Origin of the sequence: Ralstonia sp. AU12-08, from assembly GCF_000442475.1 — a bacterium.
Lineage (GTDB): Bacteria > Pseudomonadota > Gammaproteobacteria > Burkholderiales > Burkholderiaceae > Ralstonia > Ralstonia insidiosa.
This window is the reverse complement of record NZ_ASZV01000038.1, coordinates 1-19,877: the sequence shown is the minus strand read 5'-3', so window position 1 is coordinate 19,877 and position 19,877 is coordinate 1. Positions and strand designations below refer to the sequence as shown.

Genomic DNA, 19,877 nt, shown 5'->3' with positions numbered 1-19,877 from the left:
CATCTTTTTCGTTCGCCGCATCCACGTCACTCCGCATGTCTACCACCCAACCGTACGCAACCATGTCCGACGCGCTGCACGCCTGGCTGCAGCGTCACGTGGCAGAAGGCTTCGAGGCTGATCCGCTGGTCGCCTCGATGGTGCAGTCCGGCTACGACCGCGCTTTCGCGCGCCGCGTGGTGGACGAGGCGCTTGCCAAACGCCCGCCCGCGCCCGCCGTGGCACCCGTACCGGCGCCCGCTGCCCAATCTGCGCAAGCTGCCGACGGGGCCGTCGAGAACAGCAACGCCGTGCGCACCGCCGATGGCGACATCCCCATCCTGTTCGCGCTGGAGACACCGCGCATCGTGCTGTTTCAGCACTTCCTGTCGGATGAGGAGTGCGATCAGCTTATTGCGCTGGGGCAGCACCGCCTGAAGCGCTCGCCCGTGGTGAACCCGGAAACGGGCGAGGAGAACCTGATTTCCGCGCGCACCAGCGAGGGCGCGATGTTCCAGGTGGGCGAGCATGCGCTCATCGCCAAGATCGAGGCGCGCATCGCCCAGGCCACCGGTGTGCCGGTCGAACACGGCGAAGGCTTCCAGGTGCTGCATTACCAGCCCGGCGGCGAATACCAGCCGCACTTCGATTTCTTCAACCCGGGCCGCAGCGGCGAGGCGCGTCAGCTCGAAGTGGGCGGCCAGCGCGTGGCAACGCTCGTCATCTACCTGAACAGCGTGCAGGCAGGCGGCGCGACGGGCTTTCCGAAGCTGGGCCTGGAGGTGGCGCCGGTCAAGGGCAATGCGGTCTTCTTCGTCTACAAACGCCCCGATGGCACGTTGGACGAGGACACGCTGCACGCCGGCCTGCCGGTCGAGCGCGGTGAGAAGTGGATCGCCACCAAGTGGCTTCGCGAGCGGCCTTATCGTCGCGGCGCGTGAGTGGGGTGAATTCCCAGGGGAACAGAAAAGGGCGACCGTCGAGTCGCCCTTCTTGTTGTTGGTTCCTGCGCCGCGTCAGGTGTTCTTCAGCGCGCGGATGGTCGGCAGGTTGCGCCAGTAGCCCTTGGCGTCCATGCCGCAGCCGAACACGTAGCGATCCGGCACGTTGAAGCCGCAGAAATCCGGGTACAGCGGCTTGTCCTTGGCGAGCGTCTTCTCGCACAGCACAGCGGAGTAGAACTCCGAGGCACCCATGTCGATGATGCGCGAGCGGATGGCGGCCATCGTTTCGCCTTCGTCGAGGATGTCGTCGAGTACCAGCACCGTGCGGCCCTTGACCGACTCGCGCGGCGCCACACGCCACTGCATTTCTTTGCTGCCCACGGTCTGGTTGTTATAGCGCGACAGGTGGATGTAGTCGAACTCCAGCGGGAATGCCAGCTTGGGCAGCAGCATCCCGGTGAAGACGGCCGCACCGCCCATCACGGACAACACCATCGGGAAGGTATCGCCGATCTTCTCGGTGATCTCGGTGGCCATGCGATCCAGCGAGCCGCGCACGGCGTCTTCGCTGACGATTTCTTCGGAGTTGGCCCAGAGTTCGCGGGCCTGTTCTGCGCTCAGCATCGTGTCAGTCAGTGAAACAAATTAAGTCGATCGGATCGGGGCAGGGTGGTCGGCTTACCGGCCGAGCAGGCCCTTCATGCCACCTTTCATACCGCCCATGGCGCGCATCATCTTCATCATGCCGCCGCCCTTGAGCTTCTTCATCATGCCTTGCATCTGGTCGAACTGGTTGAGCAGGCGGTTGACTTCCTGCACCTGCACGCCCGCGCCCGCAGCAATGCGGCGCTTGCGGCTGGCCTTGATGAGTTCGGGCTTGGCGCGCTCGGCCGGCGTCATGGCGTTGATGATGCCTTCCATGCGGCGGACCTGCTTTTCGGCCTGGTCCATGTTGGCGCCCTGGGCCTGCTGTGCAAACTGTGCAGGCAGCTTGTCCATCAGGCTGCCCAGGCCGCCCATCTTCTTCATCTGGCCGATCTGGGCCTTGAAGTCTTCGAGGTCGAAGCCGCCGGTCTTCTTGATCTTGGCGGCAAGCTTCTGGGCCTCTTCCATGTCGACACCGCGCTGGGCTTCTTCCACCAGCGCGAGGATGTCGCCCATGCCCAGAATACGCTGGGCCATGCGGTCGGGGTAGAACGGCTCCAGCCCGTCGAGCTTTTCGGCCACACCGACAAACTTGATCGGCTTGCCCGTGATGTGACGCACCGACAGTGCTGCACCACCGCGTGCATCGCCATCGAGCTTGGTCAGCACCACGCCGGTCAGCGGCAGGGTGTCGTTGAAGGCCTTGGCGGTGTTGACGGCATCCTGGCCGAGCATCGCGTCGACCACGAACAGCGTTTCGGCCGGCTTGAGCTTGGCGTGTAGCGCGGCGATCTCCTGCATCATCGCCTCGTCGATGCCGAGGCGGCCGGCCGTATCGACGATCAGCACGTCGTGGTAGTGCTTCTTGGCCCAGTCCAGCGCGGCAGCGGCAATGTCCACCGGCTTCTGGTCAGGCTGCGAGGGGAAGAAGTCAGCACCGACCTGTTCGGACACGGTCTTCAACTGCGCGATGGCGGCGGGGCGGTACACGTCGCACGACACCGTCAGCACTTTCTTCTTCTTGTTCTCTTTGAGCCACTTGGCGAGCTTGCCGACCGTGGTGGTCTTACCCGCGCCCTGCAGACCGGCCATCAGGATGATCGCGGGCGGCGTGACGTTGAGGTTCAGCTCCGCAGCGCGCCCACCCATGATGGTGGTGCCGGCGCCCGAATTGGCCCCCTCAAGTGCTTCCTGGCCGCCAATGATGGCCGTCAGCTCGCGCTGCACGATGCCGACCAGCGCCTGGCCCGGCGAGAGGCTGGTGATGACGTCTTCGCCGAGCGCCTTTTCCTTGACGCGGGCAATGAACTCGCGCACGACCGGCAGCGCCACGTCGGCCTCGAGCAGTGCCAGGCGGACTTCGCGCAGCATCTCGGCGGTGTTGGCTTCGGTCAGGCGCGCTTCGCCGCGCATGGTCTTGACCACGCGCGCGAGCCGTTGGGTCAGGTTATCCAGCATGACAGTGTGAGGGATCCGGAATTGGGGACAGGGTGAGGATGAGACCTGTGCGCGCTTGGCTTGCACCGGCTCGGAATGTGCGTAATGCGTCTATCTCGCGTGGCTGCCCGACGAGGCTTTCGGCGGGGGCGGGCCCCAGCCAAAACCGGGGTGCGCTGCGGTAAACTGTGCAAATGGCAATTGTACTGTATGCGCTGACGGCGCTTCTCTATGGCGCCCTCGCTTCGGTAGCGTGGGCACGGCATGGCGAACGGCGGGGCGGGCTTGGCGCCCGCGCCGCTGCTGGCGCCATGGCGGCTGGCGGACAATCACCGAGCGCCGCGGTGCTTGTGCCACCGCCTCCCACCGCAGACGCCGCTCCTACCTGGTGGCGCTGGGCCTTGCTGGCGGCGCTGACCGCGCATGGCCTTCTGCTGCACGAGACCATCTTCCCAGCCAGCGCAATGGTGTTCGGTTTTGCCTATGCGCTGTCGGCCATGCTGTGGCTGGGCGTGGGCATCTTCTGGATCGAGAGCCTGTTCTTCTCGCTGGCGGGTCTGGGCGTGCTGGTGATTCCCGTGGCGCTGGTCGGCAGTCTGCTGCCGCTGGCCTTTCCCGGCACGCAGATCCTCGGCTATGCGGCCAGCCCGCTGTTCAAGCTGCACTTTGCCATCGCCAATGTCGCCTACGGGCTGTTCACGCTAGCGGCGTTCCACGCGATCCTGATGCTGGCCGCCGAGCGTCGTCTGCACACCATCAACCGCCCCGCAGAGGCGAGCTGGTTCAGCCGCTGGCTGGATCTGCTGCCGCCGCTGCTGACGCTGGAAAAGCTGCTGTTCCGCCTGATCGGCGCGGGCTTTGTGCTGCTCACGCTGACCATCGCTTCCGGCGCGCTGTTCTCCGAGCAACTGTTCCACCGCGCCTTTCAGTTCGATCACAAGAACGTGTTCGCCGTGCTGTCGTGGCTGATGTTCGGCGGCATCCTGGTTGGCCGCCGTTTCCGTGGCTGGCGCGGGCGCGTGGCGCTGCGCTGGGTGATGGCGGCATTCTCGATCCTGTTGCTGGCCTACGTGGGCAGCCGCTTCGTGCTCGAAGTCATCCTGCACCGCGTGTAGCGCGTTCTTGGCTCCTCCAGCTTCTCTTTTGCTGTCGCCCTCTCTTTCATGGCCCGTCCTGTTCTGTTGATCCTGATGCTGCTCGCCGGTTTGTGGTGGCTGAGCCGCCTGGGGGAGCGCCCGTCGCGTTCGTCGCGCTCGTCTGGGCAAGGGCCGGTGCAGGGAAGCACGAAGCGTGCGCCTGAACGCGAGGCTTCCCAGCCGATCGAGCAGTGCGCCGTGTGCGGTGTGCATGCCCCGCGTAACAGCATGGTGGCGCTGTCAGGCGGCCGCTATCGCTGCCCGGAACACGCCGACCGGGGCGGCGTGTGATGCCTGAGGTGTCCCGCTCGCAGCCTGAGATGCCGTCCAAGCCCGTCAATGCGGACGCGGCGCCCAACGTTTCCCCCCGGTCTGGCTTCCGCGCGTTGCTCTCACGCCTGAATGCGTGGCGAGCATTGCGCTCGGTCTGGCTGGAGCCCGATCCCCCTGAATTCCAGTGGCGCCTGCTGCGCTATTTCGCCTTCAGCCGTGCGGCCGTGGCGCTGGTGCTGCTGCTGTTTGTCATGGTGCCGCGCGAGCACAATGAAACGGCGGGGCTGCCCAACAGTGAAGCGCTGCTCAGCCTGGTGCTGCCGTACTTGGCCGTGGCCCTGTTGATTCTGGCTGCAGCCGGATGGTGGCGCTCGCGGTTCCAGTTCAGGGTACGGTTGGACGTCGTGCTTGATCTGCTGTTCCTTGGGTTGGCGTACGCTACGCTGTCGCGTCTGTCGGCCAGTGTGGCGATGGTGTTCCTGATGCCGGTGCTGGCTGCAGGCGCGCTCACCAGTCTGTTGTTCGCGCTGTTCACGGCGGCGGTGGCGTCGATGGTGGTGCTGGCCGATCCGTTCCTGCAGATGCTCGGCGATGGGGTGATCGCGCCTGGATTGGCTTCGGCGGGGCTGTACGGCCTCGTCTACATGATGGCCGCGTCGATGATGTACGGCCTGTCGCACCGGCAGATTGCGCAGGAGCGCCTGACCATGGCGCGCGAGCGCGAGCTGCGCCTGCAGCAGTTGGTCAACCGCCTGATGGTCTATGACATGCAGGACGGCGTGATGCTGGTACGCGCCGATGGCCGCGTGGTGGCAGCCAACCCGGCGGCGGCCATGCTGCTGGGCGTGCCGCAGAACGCCTTCGTGAACAGCGGCGCGATGCTGTTCGACCTGAAGGACGTGCCGCATCTGCGTCCGCTGCTTGAAACATTGCGCCAATGGCTGCGCCGCAAGAGCCGCCATTCTGGCGCCGGCGATGCCACGGGCGACGATGATGCGCCGCGCATCCTCGATCTGCTGCCAGTTGCTCCGGGCGGTCGGCGCACGCTGCATGCCCGCTTGCGCCTGCGCTTTATCCTGCCGAGCCTGGCCAACCTGCGCAGTGTCTATATGGATAGTCTCGTCAGCTCCATCGGCCTGGGCTTGCCGGGGGAGGTTGGCGAGATGCTGCGCCTGCGCAACCAGTCGGCCGGCGCGGCAGCGCAAGGTTGGTCGGCCGACGACGAGGCTTTCCTGCGGCACGAGCTGCACGACACCGTGCTGGTCCACGTGGAAAGCTGGGAGCGCGTGGCTGAGCAGGCGCAGCAGGAAAAGCTCGCCTCGATGGGTCGGCTGGTGGCGAGTGTCGCGCACCAGATCCGTAATCCGCTGGCGGCAATCAGTCAGGCCGCTGAACTGCTGGACGATCCGGGCGAGGGGGAGCATGCGCGCTCGGTAGACACCCACCCGGGCTCTGGCGTGGAAACGCGCCTGCTGCGCATCATCCGTGACAACGTGCGCCGGCTCGATCAGGTGGTCGCCGACGTGCTGATGCTGTCGCGTCGGCCGCGCGGCGAGCGCGTGCGCGTGCAACTCGCGCAGGTGCTGCCTGAAGTGGTGGAGCGCTGGCGTGCGGAAGCCCTGCGTCGCGCGGGTGAGGCGACCGAGATCAACCCCAATCTCCTGCGCTTGGCGGTGGATCTGGACAAGCCTGTGATGTTTGACCCGGCGCAGCTGCAGCAGGTGGTCGGCAACATGCTCGACAACGCGCTGCGCTATTGCCGCCGCGTGCCGGGCTCGATCCTGCTGGCGGCCTATGCGCTGGATGAGACGCACGCTGAACTCGTGATCTGGAATGACGGCCCCGAAGTGCCCACCGAGCAGCAGCGCAGCCTGTTCGAGCCGTTCTTCACGAATGACGCGCAAGGCACAGGCCTGGGCCTCTACATGGCGCGCGAGTTGTGCAGCGCCAACGATGCACAGATCCGGTACGGCGCCATCGCGCTGGAATCCTTGCTCGATCGCACCGGAGCGTTGACCATGGAGGCGCGTGACACATTGCCGCGTCGCGCCTTCGTCATCACCCTGATGTTTGATCAACCCGCTTTGGCCGTTGCGGAATGAACCGCCGGCTGCTTCTCTGCTGATCCATGTCCAAAGTCGCCATCGTTCGCGAACCCATTCTCGTCGTTGATGACGAAGCCGACCTGCGCGAGCTGTTGGAAATCTCCTTGCGCCGCATGGGGCACGACGTGGTGCTCGCCAGCGGATTGGCCGAAGCGCGCGAGGCCTTGTCCCGCCAGCGCTTTGCACTGGTGCTGACCGATATGCGACTGGGTGATGGCCTGGGCATCGAACTCGTACGCCAGCTCTCGGCCACGGCAGACCGCACGCCGGTGGCCGTCATCACGGCGTATGGCAGCGCCGAGAACGCCGTGGAAGCGCTCAAGGCTGGCGCCTTCGACTACATTGCCAAGCCGCTCTCACTCGATCAGCTGCGCAGCCTCGTGCTCAACGCGCTGGGCCGCCAGCAGCGTGATCCGGACCCGGGCAGCTCCGATTTGGCCGAGCGCACCAACGACTTGCTGCCTGGGCACTCCGCCGCCATGCAGGAGGTGCGCCGCTCGCTGATGCGGCTGGCGCGCAGCATGGCGCCGGTGGTCATCAGCGGGGAGTCGGGCAGCGGCAAGGAGCGTGCGGCACGCGCCATCCATGCGCTGTCGGCGCGTGCGTCGCGGCCGTTCGTGGCCGTGAACTGCGGGGCGATTCCCGAGAACCTGATGGAAGCCGAATTCTTCGGCTACGTGAAAGGCGCCTTCACCGGTGCCGACAGTGACCGCCAGGGCTTCTTCCAGGCCGCCAACGGCGGCACCCTCATGCTGGATGAAGTGGCCGACCTGCCGTTGACCATGCAGGTGAAACTGCTGCGCGCGCTGCAGGAGCGCCGCGTGCGCAAGATCGGCGAGAGTCGTGAAGACCCGGTCGATGTGCGCGTGGTGTGCGCGAGCCACCAGAACCTGGCGCGCCTGGTGGCCGCCGGCCGTTTCCGCGAAGACTTGTTCTACCGCCTGAACGTGCTGGAGCTGCGCATGCCCACGCTGCGCGAGCGCGGTGAAGACGTGCCCGTGCTGGCCGGCGTGTTGCTGGAGCAGCTTGCCAACCGCTACGGCGATCCGCGCCCCAAGCGCCTGACGCGTCCGGCGCTGCAGCAGCTGTGTGCATATCCGTTCCCGGGCAACGTGCGCGAGCTGGAGAACCTGCTCGAGCGCGCGTATGCGTTTGCCGAAGGCGAATCGATCGACGTGGATGATCTGGGCGCGCTCGGCGCCGAGATCGAGCGCTCGCCGCTGTTCCACCGTACGCGTGAGGCACAGGCCGCCGCGCAAGGTCTGCAGGGTGGTCACACGATGGCGCCGCCGCCCGTGACTGGCTGGCCCGATGCCGTCTATATGCCGGCGCCCGTGCCGAGCCCGATTGGCATGCCGCAGCCGATGGCACAGCCCGCCGAGCCCGCGCCTGCTTCCGCAGCAACGGAACCGTCGCTGCCGAACATCGCCCTGCCGATCGACTTGCCGGCGTATCTGGAGTCGGTCGAGCGCAGCGTGATCCTGGCGGCGCTGGATCAGACCGGCTTCAACCGCACGGCAGCTGCCAAGTTGCTCGGCCTGTCATTCCGCCAGTTGCGCTATCGCATGCAGCAGCTCGGCATCCGTGACCCGCGCGATATAGAAGCTGTTGGCAGCGGCCTGAATGGCGATGTCTGAATCGCATGTCATGCACGTCGACGCCGATGGCTGGGTGAGCGGCGCGCGCCGTCACCCGTCACCGAATATCGACGGGCGGCCGGAAGGCATGCCGATCGACCTGATCGTGCTGCACAACATCAGCCTGCCGCCTGCGCAGTCCGTGACCGACTTCGGCACGGACGACGTGCTCGATTTCTTCACCAACACGCTCGACTGCGACGCGCACCCGTACTTCGACCAGTTGCGCGGCGTACGCGTGTCGGCGCATTTCTTCGTGCGCCGCACGGGTGAGTGTGTGCAGTTCGCGCCGTGTGGTGCGCGTGCGTGGCATGCCGGCGCGTCGGACTTTTTCGGCCGTACGCGCTGCAACGATTTCTCCGTCGGCATCGAGATCGAGGGCACGGATGATCTGCCCTTCACGCCCGAGCAGTACGCCACCACGGCGTCGCTGGTGCGGGCGATCTGCGCGGCGTATCCGATTGCAGCGATTGCCGGGCACTCGGACATTGCGCCGGGCCGCAAGACGGATCCGGGGCCGTGCTTCGACTGGGCGCATCTGCGTGCGCTCGGCGGCTTCAACGCAGCGCTGTTTCCGTATCAACACGCGCTCTGAAATAGAAACGGGCGGCCCCCTTGCGAAGGCCGCCCGCGTTCTCCTCCCTGCAGATCTTTCTAGTTTTTAGTTCACTGCCTAGGTGCCCATGGCCGGGTCGGACACGCTGTCCTTGCCGGTTTCCATGCGGCCGGCAAAGCGCCGCGTGAAGCCGCCCTGCGGCACCGTCACCGTAAAGTCGTACCAGTTGCCCTGGCGCGCGATCGGCCAGTGCTGGTCGAGCTGCTTGCCGGCCGGGATGTCGAACGTCCACGGGCCGTCGGTGCGGTACGCGTTGGGTTTGACGGTGAAGGTGCAGCCGGTGGTGCCGGTGTTCATCATCGTCACGTAGACCTCGGCGTTGGCCAGGTCGTAGCACACGCGGATTTCCGGTGCGCTTGAACCTGCTGCCGAGACGGCACTCACATCGCCCGAGAACGCGCGGTGGAAGCCGTTGGGGCCGAGCACCCACAGGTCGTACTTGCCCTTGTCTGCGGTGTATACGTCCCACGCGTCGTCGAGCATCTTGCCGGGCTCGACGGCGTAGCGGCGTGGCACGCGGTCCAGATGCAGGCGGTCGTACACGTGGAAGACGGCGGCGGCCGTGCCGGTGTTGCTGAAGATCAGGCGCAGGGCGCGGTTGGTGGCGTCTTCACGGGCGCTGACGTGCAGCTCGTACGGCAGAGCGCGCGAGGGGCGCGTGCCGGTGGCCTGCACGGGCAGTTGCTGTGCGGCCACCGAGGGCACCGGCACCTGGGCCTTGGCCTGCTGCGCTGCGCGGATGCTGTCTGCGGTGGCCTTGTCGCGGCTGGGCAGCGTCGGCAGCGTTTCGTTGTTCGGGTTGACGAAGTTGAAGGCGCTGGTCAGGTCGCCCAGCACGGCGCGGCGGTACGCGCTGATGTTCGGCTCCTTGACGTTGAAGCGCAGCTCCAGGAAGCGCAGCACCGAAGTGTGGTCGAACGCCTGTGAGTTGACCCAGCCGCCACGGCTCCACGGCGAGACGATGTACATCGGCACGCGCGGGCCCGGGCCGTACGGGTTCTTGTCGGTGTGGTATTCGCCGGCGGTGCTCACCGTCGATTTGCCGGCCAGCACGCCGTTGTCATACGCCGGGGCGGCGGGCGGCGGCACGTGGTCGAAGAAGCCGTCGTTCTCGTCAAAGTTGATGAAGAGTACGGTCTTGCTCCACACGGCCGGGTTGGCGGTGAGCGCGTTGAGCACTTCCTGCGTGTACCACGCGCCCTGCACGGGGCTCGACGGGCCGGGGTGCTCGGAGTACGTGGCCGGCGCGACGATCCACGACACCTGCGGCAACTGGCCGGCAGCGATGTCGTCTTTCAGTGCCTGCAGGAAACCGCCGTCGGGCATGGTGTTGCCGACGCCCTTGATGAGCGGGCTGATCGTCTCATCGGCCGGGGTGTAGGCCGGGAACGGGCTGCCATCCTTGGCGTTGCCGCGCGCGGCGTTGGCATCGCGATACGCCTTGAAGCCGGCGAGCGGGTTGTCGGTGAAGTTGTCCGGCATGTTCTGGTAGACCTTCCACGATACGCCGGCGGTTTGCAGGCGCTCGGGGTAGGTCGTCCAGTTGTAGGTGACGCCGGCATCCAGGTGGTCGCCGCTGTTGTCGATGACGGGGCCGCCCGCTGCGCCCGTCGGGTCGTTCGTACCCGTCCAGTGGAACAGGCGGTTGGTGTTGGTGCCGCCGTGGAAGCCGCAGTGGTACGCATCGCACAGCGTGAAGGCGTTGGCCAGCGCAAACTGGAAGTCCAGCTCGGCCTGCTTGTAGTAGCCCATCGACTGCGTCTGCTTGTAGGTCGGCCACTTGCTCATGCGGCCGAGGTCCCACGCGTTTTGCGCATCGGGGTAGCTGTGCGGTGTGCCAGAGACGCGCTGCGCGTTGCCGGCGCTGCTGTCCAGGTAGTACGGCAGTACCACGCGGCTCGGGCCACTGCTTGGCACGTAGGTCTGCTGCCAGACGTTCAGGCCGCCGGCCAGCGGGATCGGGAAGCGGTCACCAAAGCCGCGCACGCCCTGCAGCGTGCCGAAGTAGTTGTCGAACGAGCGGTTCTCCTGCATCAGGATCACCACATGTTCGATGTCGCGCATCGTGCCGGTGGCGTTGTTGGCGGGAATTGCCAGCGCACGGCGGATCGACGGCGGGAAGGCGGCCAGCGCGGCGGCGGAAATCGCGCCCGTGCCGGCCATCTTGAGGAAGTTGCGGCGGTTGCCGTTGTTGGTGTTGGAAGTCATGTCGGTCTCAAACGCAAGTCGATGGGGAGGCAGTGCGGCTTACGGAGCGCAGTGCAGGTTCGGCTTGTTGGCCGGCGGTTGGCCGGGTTGATCCGGCTGGGCCGTGCCGGGGGTGCCGGTGCTCGGCGTGCCATCGTTCGAATCGCCGCCGCAGGCCGACAGCGACAAGGTGGCGGCGCACAGCAGCATGGCGGCCAGCCAGTGCGGCCGCGCGAGATGGTTGATGAAAGGCTTCATGAGCGGTCTCGTTCGGGGTGAGGGTGGGGGGCAGGGGCATCAAGGATTGAGCGACGACAGCGGCTGGTGCGAGCCGTTGATCGACTTGAGTTCGTCCAGCGTCAGGCGGCGCGTCCACATGGCCAGGTCGTCGAAGGCCATCACGCCCTTGAGCGAGCCCGGGTTGTTGGGCACGTAGTTGTGCGTGGCGTCGTCGTTCATGCCCCAGACCTTGGTGGCCAGGCCATTGAGCTTGGTGACGTCGGTGTTGGCGATGGCACGGTCTTCGGTCTTCTGCACACCCAGTACCGGGTCGAGGATGTAGGCGCTGAACAGCTTGGCCTGCGTGTCCACCGAGAGAGCCAGGTAGGCCCACTGGTTGGCGCTGAACTTCATGCCCTGGATGTCGTCGCGCTTGCCGCCGCTGCCCAGGTTGAAGCGCACTTCGCAGCCGCCCCACAGGGCGATGGCAATCCCCGGGTTGGCGCCGGAGTAATAGTTCTTGTTGGAGAGGATCGGCTCGCCCGTGCCGTTGCCCTGCGTGCAGTCCGACTTGAACCAGAAGCCGATGGTGAATTGCGGGCTTTGGGCGATGTCGGCGCCAGTCTGCGTGAGCTTGTAGGCATCGATGCGCGAATCGACTGCCAGCGCCTTGCCGCCAAACGGATCGGTCACGGCCGAGCCGCCGTCGGTGCCGGCCACCCATGGGCCCAGCGTCGAACTGTTCTTGCGATCCGTCGGCGGCAGCGGGTCGAAGCTGTAGTACGTCGCCAAGCTGTTGGTCAGCGTCGTCGCCAGCGGTATCGGCGCCACGTAGTTGATCTGCGCCAGCATCGACACCGGCACGTTGTTGCGCACAAGTGTGTAGTTGATGCGGTAGAGGCCGTTTGCGGTGGCGATGCTGCTGTCGGTGTACTGCGTGGCCGTGGCGGGCAGCGTGGCGACTTGCGTGCCGTCGCGCAGCACGGTGATCGGGCCGCTGGCGGTGGTCGGGTTTTGCCAGTTCAGCACCAGCGAGGCGTTGTAGGCGCCCACCGTGCTCTGGAGGTTGCGCACGCCCACCGTGCTGGCCGTGAGCGCGGCGCCGTCAAGCTTGTGTGCCGTAGTCGGCACGGCAGCGTTCAGTTGCGCCAACACGGTCGGCACGATGTCGGCCTCGCTCGGCAGGGCGGCCAGCGCAGCTTCGGTCGTGGGGGCCGCCGTGCCGTTCTTGCCCAGCGCCGGGTTGACGGTCTTGTTGAGCGCGATGAAGGCGGTGCGGTTTTCCAGCGTGGGTGCCGAGGTGGTGGCGCCGGTGGCATCCAGCCCGTGGCTGGTCGTGACGACCACGAGCCAGTCCTCGTTCGGGTTGGCGGTGCGGCGTTGGGCGATGGCAGCCTGCAGCGTGCCGAGGGCCTGGTCGACGCTGCCCAGCGCAGCGGCATACGCATCGCTTTGCAGGCCCGAGGCGAGTGCGGCCGCGGCCGGTGCGGTGTACTGCGCGAAGACGACGTCATAGCCCGACTGCACGAGGCGCACGCTGTTTTGCGTGACGCAGCTGTCCACCTGGGCGCAGTCGACCAGCGTATCGAGGTTGCCGGCTTGTTGATCGGCCTTGAGCAGCGGCGGCAGCACGGCGGAGCTGACAGCTGCCCCCAGGCGTTGCACGGTGCCTGCTGCCTTGGCGGCACTGCGCGCGTAGCTGAAGACGCTCGGGGTGGCCAGGGTGGTGACGGTGTCGTCGGTCACGCCGTGGCGGTTCTGCCAGGTGCCTGACAGCACGGTGGCCCAGCTCGGCGTATCCAGTGGCGGTTGTGCGGTGGTGGTGCCCAGCGTGCCGCCGGTCGACGCGGGCATCAGGGACAGCGCGCCCAGGTTCGGCAGGCTGCGCTGCAGCAGCGCGCTCTGCACCTGTGCATAGGTGGCGCCGTCCACGCCCACCACCAGCACCTTCTTGCTGGCGCTGGTGGAGGGCACGTTCGTGCCGCCGGGGTTGGCGACGGGCGCGCTGTCGCTGCCCCCGCCGCACGCCGCCAGCGTGGCGGCCACGGTTGCGCCCAGCGCGGCCGTAAGCAGGCGGCGGGCAGGTTGGTTCGATGCCATGTGGGTTTTCCTCGGTCTGTGTGCGCGGCACCCGGGCCGCAGTGATTGCGCTCCCCCGCAATGCGACCGAAGAGTAGGGACGGGGCCTGTCGCTCAGGTGACAGGCGCGGCAAGAATGCTGATGCCGCTATTCGGATTTCTTGAGCGCACTAAGAATCGTCCGAAGCCGACGCTGGTGCACCTGCGCACCAGTGCAGTGCGCGCCTCACGTACCCCTACCGCAGATGAGGTGACGTCTATCGGACTTGCGTGACTGATAGAAAGAATTATTCTGGAAACGTGTCCATTGCGACGCCGCACGCAAGCCCCGACGACCCTTTGTGCAGACTGGGGCCGCGGGTTTGTGGCACTGCATTTTGATTGCAAAAAAGCCCCCGAAACCCCATCTGTCAAGACTAGGCAAATTCGATTGGCCCACTATACTTAGCGCCAATCCCGGGGTGACACACTAGATGTAGTGGTGAATTTCCGGGATTCTTATTTCGGCGCCCGCGCGGGGGCGAGCGTACGGCGGGTCAAGCCGGCGCTTGGGGGCCGAGGAAAGGCAAGGGCCTTTTCCGTCTCTTTTTCTCTGCGCGGCGCAAGGGTTTGCCAAGGGTTCATCACCCCAGGCGAGCCGCCAATCGAACGGTTCAACAGGAGTCCTTATGCAAACGGCCCAATCCGAAATCCACTCCGGCACCGCCAATCCTTCTCAATTTGCGCAAAGCGCCGGCGGCACGGCCGTGGCCTCCGGCACTGCTCTCGGTGTCAACCTTGCCGACTACAAGATCATCCGCCGCAACGGCGCCGTGGTGAGCTTCGAGCCGTCCAAGATCGCCGTGGCGATGACCAAGGCCTTTCTCGCCGTGAATGGCGGGCAGGGCGCTGCTTCCGCGCGTGTGCGCGAGCTGGTCGACCAACAGACGCAGAACGTGGTGCGCGCCCTGCTGCGCAGCCGCCCGAACGGCGGCACGTTCCATATCGAAGACGTGCAGGACCAGGTCGAACTGGCCCTGATGCGCTCGGGCGAACACGACGTGGCCCGCGCCTATGTGCTGTACCGCGAGCGCCGCGCCCAGGAGCGCGCGCAAGCCGGTGAAACGCAGCAGCAACCGGCCTTCATCGGCCTGAACGTGACCGACGGCGGCATCACCCGCCCGCTGGACATGGCTGCCCTGCGCAACGTGATCGTCTCGGCCTGCGAAGGCCTGGGCGACGCGGTGGACCCGGAGCCGATCCTCAAGGAAACGGTCAAGAACCTGTATGAAGGCGTGCCGATGACGCAGGTGTACGACTCGGCCATCCTGGCCGCGCGTACCCTGATCGAAAAGGACCCGGCGTACAGCCAGGTCACCGCGCGCATCCTGATGCACACGATCCGCCGCGAGATCCTCGGTGAAGAAGTCACGCAAGCGGAAATGAGCACGCGTTACGTCGACTACTTCCCGCAGTTCATCAAGCGCGGCATCAACGCCGAGCTGCTCGACGAGAAGCTGGCCCAGTTCGACCTGGCCCGCCTGGGTGCAGCGCTGGACGCCTCGCGCGACTTCCAGTTCAACTACCTCGGCCTGCAGACGCTGTACGACCGCTACTTCCTGCACATCAACGAAACCCGCATCGAGATGCCGCAGGCATTCTTCATGCGCGTGGCGATGGGCCTGGCGCTGAACGAAATCGACCGCGAAGCCCGCGCCATCGAGTTCTACCAACTGCTGTCGTCGTTCGACTTCATGTCGTCGACGCCGACCCTGTTCAACTCGGGCACGCGCCGTTCGCAGCTGTCGTCGTGCTATCTGACCACGGTGTCGGATGACCTGGACGGCATTTACGAAGCGCTGAAGGAAAACGCGCTGCTCTCCAAGTTTGCCGGCGGCCTGGGCAACGACTGGACCAACGTGCGTGCACTCGGCTCGCACATCAAGGGCACGAACGGCAAGTCGCAAGGCGTGGTGCCGTTCCTGAAGGTCGTCAACGACACGGCTGTGGCCGTGAACCAGGGCGGCAAGCGCAAGGGCGCAGTGTGTGCGTACCTGGAAACGTGGCACCTGGATATCGAAGAATTCCTGGAGCTGCGCAAGAACACCGGCGATGACCGCCGCCGCACGCACGACATGAACACGGCCAACTGGATCCCGGACCTGTTCATGAAGCGTGTGATGGAAGGTGGCGAGTGGACGCTGTTCTCGCCGTCCACCTGCCCGGACCTGCACGACAAGGTCGGCAAGGCGTTTGAGCAGGCTTACCTGGGCTACGAAGACAAGGTCGCGCGCGGCGAGATCAAGCTCTTCAAGAAAATGCCGGCGCTACAACTGTGGCGCAAGATGCTGGGCATGCTGTTCGAAACCGGCCACCCGTGGATCACGTTCAAGGATCCGTGCAACATCCGCAGCCCGCAGCAGCACGTGGGCGTGGTGCACAGCTCCAACCTGTGCACGGAAATCACGCTGAACACCAACGACAGCGAAATCGCCGTGTGCAACCTGGGTTCGGTCAACCTGGTGGCTCACCTGGTCAAGCAGGCCGACGGCAGCGTCGTGCTGGATCACGAGAAGCTGAAGAAGACCGTGCGCACCGCCATGCGCATGCTCGACAACGTGATCGACATCAACTACTACGCGGTCAAGAAGGCACGTGATTCCAACCTGCGCCACCGTCCGGTCGGCATGGGCATCATGGGCTTCCAGGATGCGCTGCATGTGCTGCGTGTGCCGTACGCCAGCGACGCCGCGGTGCAGTTTGCCGACACCTCGATGGAAGCGGTTTGCTACTACGCCTACTGGGCGTCGACCGAACTGGCCGAAGAGCGTGGCCGCTACAGCAGCTACAAGGGCTCGCTGTGGGATCGTGGCATCCTGCCGCAAGACTCGCTCAAGCTGCTGGCCGAAGAGCGTGGCGGCTATCTGGAAACGGATATGTCGTCGACGATGGACTGGGACAGCCTGCGCGGCCGCATCAAGCAGCACGGCATGCGCAACTCGAACTGCGTGGCGATCGCGCCGACGGCAACCATCTCCAACATCATCGGCGTGTCCGCTTGCATTGAGCCGACGTACCAGAACCTGTACGTCAAGTCGAACCTGTCGGGCGAGTTCACGGTGGTCAACGACTACCTGGTGCGCGACCTGAAGGCACGCGGCCTGTGGGACGAAGTGATGGTCGCCGACCTGAAGTACTTCGACGGCTCGCTGGCCCGCATCGACCGCATCCCGCAAGACCTGCGCGACCTGTACGCAACGGCCTTCGAAGTGGAACCGACGTGGCTGGTTGAGGCTGCATCGCGTCGCCAGAAGTGGATCGACCAGGCGCAATCGCTGAACATCTACATGGCCGGCGCATCGGGCAAGAAGCTGGACGATACGTACAAGCTGGCCTGGCTGCGTGGCCTGAAGACCACGTACTACCTGCGCACGATCGGCGCCACGCACGTCGAGAAGTCGACCGTGTCGCGCGGCACGCTGAATGCGGTGTCGTCGGGTAGCGATGTGGGTGGTGTGTCGGCGGCGGGTGCTTCGCAAGCTGCACCGGCCAGCGCGCTGGATGCCGCTGCGGCCACCGCTCAGGCGATGCCGGAAGCCGAAGGCGCCGTGTGCACGATGCGCCCCGGCGACCCTGGTTTCGAGGAATGCGAAGCCTGCCAATAAGTCTAAACAGTGTCTGAGGTTGCTCCCGCGCAAGCGGGGGCAACGTGGTTTGAGCGACACTAAGCAACACCAACCTCGCGCTCTCGTGTTTTCCGACAGCGGGAGCGACGAGCAAAGAATTCTGGAGAAACACCTATGCTGAGCTGGGACGACGACGTCAAACCTGCCGCACATCCGCAAGCTGCACCGCAGCCCGCGTATCAACCGCAGCCGCAACTGCAAACCGCCACGGCTGATCAGGGTGGCGTGCTGCCCCCGTCGGCCACCGCCATCGGCACGGGCATCCTGGGCAACAACCCGAACGCTGCCGCCGCACAGAGCAACCGCCGCGTGAACGCCGCCGACAAGCGCGTCATCAACGGCGCGACCGACGTCAACCAGCTGGTGCCGTTCAAGTACAAGTGGGCCTGGGAAAAGTACCTGGCCGGCTGCGCGAACCACTGGATGCCGCAAGAAATCAACATGTCGCGCGACATCGCCACGTGGAAGGACCCGAACGGTCTGACCGAAGACGAGCGCCGCATCATCAAGCGCAACCTGGGCTTCTTTGTGACGGCCGACTCGCTGGCCGCCAACAACATCGTGCTCGGCACGTATCGCCAGATCACCGCGCCGGAATGCCGCCAGTACCTGCTGCGCCAGGCGTTTGAAGAGGCGATCCACACGCACGCGTACCAGTACATCGTCGAATCGCTGGGCCTGAACGAGGCCGAGATCTTCAACGCGTACCATGAAGTGCAGTCGATCCGCGACAAGGACGAGTTCCTGATCCCGTTCATCGACACGCTGACCGATCCGTCGTTCAAGACTGGCACGCCGGAGAACGACCAGAAGCTGCTGAAGTCGCTCATCGTCTTCGCCTGCATCATGGAAGGCCTGTTCTTCTACGTCGGCTTCACACAGATCCTGGCGATGGGCCGTCAGAACAAGATGACCGGTGCCGCCGAGCAGTACCAGTACATCCTGCGCGACGAGTCGCTGCACTGCAATTTCGGTATCGACCTGATCAACCAGATCAAGCTGGAGAACCCGCACCTGTGGACGGCCGAGTTCAAGGCTGAGATCACGGAGCTGTTCAAGAAGGCCGTCGACCTGGAATACCGCTACGCAGAAGACACCATGCCGCGCGGCGTGCTGGGCCTGAATGCACCGATGTTCAAGGGCTACCTGCGCTTCATCTGCAACCGTCGCTGCCAGCAGATCGGCCTCGACGCGCTGTTCCCGAACGAAGAAAACCCGTTCCCGTGGATGAGCGAGATGATCGACCTGAAGAAGGAACGCAACTTCTTCGAGACACGCGTGATCGAGTACCAGACCGGTGGTGCGCTGTCCTGGGAGTGATGGGATACCACCGCTCACGGACACATGAGTTGAGATTTCGGACACATAGCCTGAGATTTTTTGGCCACATGTACTGAGATTTCAACAACTCTGCGCACAACGTGTTCGTTGGGGCGGTTGCGATGAAAAGAGGCGATGGGAATCGAGAGATTCCCATCGCCTCTTTGCATTGGGAGAGCGGGTTTCGCTTCCTAAGTCCTACGAGCCTAGAGTGGGATAAGGCTGAGTGGCGGGTAGAACGAATTGTTCAGGGCCGACTACCTCGGACAATCTTCAACAAGATTCAGTGTTATTTCGTAAATGAATTTCTTCAGCTAGGCTGTTCCCTAGCTGTGCATTGCGAACCCTTACGCAATATATGGTTAGAGGCCCCGGGGTTAAGTTAACCCCGGGGCTTTGTTTTTTTAAGCTCAATTGATAGTCAAGTCGTGCAATCGGCAATGACTCCAATTTTGCGGCGTCTTTCGAGATGTTGAATCTTCAACATTTCTCATCGATCGAAGCAGAAGCTGAAAATGTGTTGATCATTATATGGCTGGCACATGTTGCTGAAATTCACTCGTGAATCTTGGCGACATTTTTGCTGGTCTTTCCCTCCGCCAAAACTCAGCGGACCTCGAGGCCTGAGCCGATAGCTCGGGCCTTCTTTTTTTCTGCCCCTTCCCCAGATGTTGGAGCGCCCGTACGGCAAGCCGGCGGGTGCAGACGCCTTTTCCCACCGGCAGAAGACCAACCGATCGCCGGCAAAGCGCCATCCGTGCAGGCATGCCAATTTCTCGTGCACCTCTTATGTTCTTGAGTCTCACCGTATGTGTGCAACGTGCGCAGTTTTGGTGAAATTCGATCATTTCAATTTTGAGTATTTGCTGAGAGTTTTGTTGTGTTTTTGCGAACCTATCAATTTGCTTATGCAATCAATTGATTGAGATTGGCTCAACGACGCCATCTTGGTGGTGGATTTACAGATTTTTTATGCTGCGCGGCAGCATTTATACGGGTGCTTTACCCGCTGTGTTTTTAAATTTCGGAGTCGAGTCGATGTGCCTCGGCATCGGAGTTTGCGTGTTTTTTTGTCATTCTTTATAAAAGAATTTGGTTTTAATAACATTGATATTTGAGGGAATCTAAATGAGCCGATTCAGAGTCGGAGGGGTGGGCATACTTTTTCTGCTGGCTTGCCAGAGCGTCTTTGCGGACGATGCCCAGGTTCAGGGGAGTAAGAAAGGCGATGGCGTCGTATCGACGTTCTTGAACGCCTACACGGACGGATCGCAGTCCATCGCGGATACGCCGTGGCCCTACACGGGTGACGGTGCGAGCCCGGAGTTGCGCAAACTTCCGGCACCGCAGAATTCGCCGCCGTTCCCCTACGGGGAATATCAGATAGGTGGGACCCCCACCATTGGCGATCACAACGAAGCCCCTGTCTACCCGCTGATGAAGGCGCTCAGCGAGAACACCGACTTCTGGAAGGACTCACGCACCCAGGTCAGCGGCTGGGTTGAGCTTGGCGGCAACCTCAGCACGTCCAACAAACAACCAGGCAACCGCTTTACCAACGCCCCCGCCGCCTACGACCAGATTCCCAACTCCATCCAGTTGCACCAGGCAGACATTCGGATCACGCGCTTGCCG

General features: G+C 64.3%; 13 protein-coding genes and 1 pseudogene. 9 read left to right on the top strand and 5 right to left on the bottom strand.

From position 1 onward, the window contains the following. Window positions 1-35 precede the first annotated feature (35 nt). Window positions 36-920 carry a 2OG-Fe(II) oxygenase gene (locus C404_RS48655; RefSeq protein WP_031329733.1) on the top strand — a complete coding sequence of 295 codons (885 nt, stop codon included), beginning with the start codon at window positions 36-38 and terminating at the stop codon, window positions 918-920. A 75-nt stretch (window positions 921-995) separates the two neighbouring features. On the opposite strand, the gene C404_RS48650 is transcribed toward C404_RS48655, so the two are convergent. Both C404_RS48650 and ffh read right to left on the bottom strand, forming a co-directional pair. Continuing rightward, window positions 996-1,547, bottom strand: a complete 552-nt coding sequence (locus tag C404_RS48650) for a hypoxanthine-guanine phosphoribosyltransferase (RefSeq protein WP_021196074.1) — start codon at window positions 1,545-1,547, stop codon at window positions 996-998. 54 nt (window positions 1,548-1,601) lie between these two features. Further along, entirely contained in the window at window positions 1,602-3,026 is a 1,425-nt protein-coding gene (ffh, locus tag C404_RS48645; RefSeq protein ID WP_021196073.1) for a signal recognition particle protein, read from the bottom strand. A 173-nt stretch (window positions 3,027-3,199) separates the two neighbouring features. Between ffh and C404_RS0130200 the strand changes: the two genes are divergently transcribed. The 5 genes from C404_RS0130200 to ampD are packed head-to-tail and all read left to right on the top strand — an operon-like array spanning window position 3,200 to window position 8,751. After that, on the top strand, window positions 3,200-4,120 hold the full coding sequence (locus tag C404_RS0130200; RefSeq protein ID WP_031329731.1) for a cytochrome C assembly family protein: 921 nt from the start codon (window positions 3,200-3,202) through the stop codon (window positions 4,118-4,120). Between the two features lie 48 nt (window positions 4,121-4,168). Continuing rightward, a complete protein-coding gene (locus C404_RS48640) occupies window positions 4,169-4,432 on the top strand; it encodes a PP0621 family protein (RefSeq protein ID WP_021196071.1) in 264 nt (87 codons plus the stop codon). Between the two features lie 29 nt (window positions 4,433-4,461). Continuing rightward, on the top strand, window positions 4,462-6,516 hold the full coding sequence (locus tag C404_RS48635; protein WP_031329730.1) for an ATP-binding protein: 2,055 nt from the start codon (window positions 4,462-4,464) through the stop codon (window positions 6,514-6,516). A gap of 26 nt (window positions 6,517-6,542) precedes the next feature. Then, the gene (locus C404_RS48630; protein WP_021196069.1) at window positions 6,543-8,156 is read left to right on the top strand and encodes a sigma-54-dependent transcriptional regulator; all 1,614 of its coding nucleotides are present in this window, start codon (window positions 6,543-6,545) and stop codon (window positions 8,154-8,156) included. After that, window positions 8,149-8,751 carry a 1,6-anhydro-N-acetylmuramyl-L-alanine amidase AmpD gene (gene ampD / locus C404_RS48625; protein WP_031329728.1) on the top strand — a complete coding sequence of 201 codons (603 nt, stop codon included), beginning with the start codon at window positions 8,149-8,151 and terminating at the stop codon, window positions 8,749-8,751. Before C404_RS48630 ends, ampD begins: the two co-directional genes overlap by 8 nt. A gap of 78 nt (window positions 8,752-8,829) precedes the next feature. Here ampD and C404_RS48620 read toward each other — a convergent pair whose 3' ends face one another. From C404_RS48620 to C404_RS48610, 3 genes are read right to left on the bottom strand one after another with little or no spacing between them, the layout of a single operon-like run. Next, entirely contained in the window at window positions 8,830-10,980 is a 2,151-nt protein-coding gene (locus tag C404_RS48620) for a phosphocholine-specific phospholipase C (protein ID WP_021196067.1), read from the bottom strand. A gap of 39 nt (window positions 10,981-11,019) precedes the next feature. After that, complete coding sequence (locus tag C404_RS48615) at window positions 11,020-11,217, bottom strand: hypothetical protein (protein ID WP_021196066.1); 198 nt, start codon at window positions 11,215-11,217, stop codon at window positions 11,020-11,022. A 39-nt stretch (window positions 11,218-11,256) separates the two neighbouring features. Further along, a complete protein-coding gene (locus C404_RS48610; RefSeq protein WP_021196065.1) occupies window positions 11,257-13,278 on the bottom strand; it encodes an alkaline phosphatase family protein in 2,022 nt (673 codons plus the stop codon). Between the two features lie 746 nt (window positions 13,279-14,024). Between C404_RS48610 and C404_RS48605 the strand changes: the two are divergent. The 3 genes and pseudogenes from C404_RS48605 to C404_RS0130195 all read left to right on the top strand — a co-directional run. Continuing rightward, a pseudogene (locus C404_RS48605) lies at window positions 14,025-16,901 on the top strand (ribonucleoside-diphosphate reductase subunit alpha); the annotation flags it as partial. A gap of 135 nt (window positions 16,902-17,036) precedes the next feature. After that, the gene (locus C404_RS48600) at window positions 17,037-18,242 is read left to right on the top strand and encodes a ribonucleotide-diphosphate reductase subunit beta (RefSeq protein WP_021196063.1); all 1,206 of its coding nucleotides are present in this window, start codon (window positions 17,037-17,039) and stop codon (window positions 18,240-18,242) included. A 1,128-nt stretch (window positions 18,243-19,370) separates the two neighbouring features. Continuing rightward, window positions 19,371-19,877: hypothetical protein (locus tag C404_RS0130195; protein WP_200863712.1), on the top strand; the 507-nt coding region annotated here is incomplete at its 3' end.

Bases quoted from the DNA above. Each gene is read 5' to 3' on its own strand.
- C404_RS48655 (WP_031329733.1), top strand. From the start codon at position 36: ATGTCTACCACCCAACCGTACGCAACCATGTCCGACGCGCTGCACGCC.
- C404_RS48650 (WP_021196074.1), bottom strand. From the start codon at position 1,547: ATGCTGAGCGCAGAACAGGCCCGCGAACTCTGGGCCAACTCCGAAGAA.
- ffh (WP_021196073.1), bottom strand. From the start codon at position 3,026: ATGCTGGATAACCTGACCCAACGGCTCGCGCGCGTGGTCAAGACCATG.
- C404_RS0130200 (WP_031329731.1), top strand. From the start codon at position 3,200: ATGGCAATTGTACTGTATGCGCTGACGGCGCTTCTCTATGGCGCCCTC.
- C404_RS48640 (WP_021196071.1), top strand. From the start codon at position 4,169: ATGGCCCGTCCTGTTCTGTTGATCCTGATGCTGCTCGCCGGTTTGTGG.
- C404_RS48635 (WP_031329730.1), top strand. From the start codon at position 4,462: ATGCCGTCCAAGCCCGTCAATGCGGACGCGGCGCCCAACGTTTCCCCC.
- C404_RS48630 (WP_021196069.1), top strand. From the start codon at position 6,543: ATGTCCAAAGTCGCCATCGTTCGCGAACCCATTCTCGTCGTTGATGAC.
- ampD (WP_031329728.1), top strand. From the start codon at position 8,149: ATGTCTGAATCGCATGTCATGCACGTCGACGCCGATGGCTGGGTGAGC.
- C404_RS48620 (WP_021196067.1), bottom strand. From the start codon at position 10,980: ATGACTTCCAACACCAACAACGGCAACCGCCGCAACTTCCTCAAGATG.
- C404_RS48615 (WP_021196066.1), bottom strand. From the start codon at position 11,217: ATGAAGCCTTTCATCAACCATCTCGCGCGGCCGCACTGGCTGGCCGCC.
- C404_RS48610 (WP_021196065.1), bottom strand. From the start codon at position 13,278: ATGGCATCGAACCAACCTGCCCGCCGCCTGCTTACGGCCGCGCTGGGC.
- C404_RS48600 (WP_021196063.1), top strand. From the start codon at position 17,037: ATGCTGAGCTGGGACGACGACGTCAAACCTGCCGCACATCCGCAAGCT.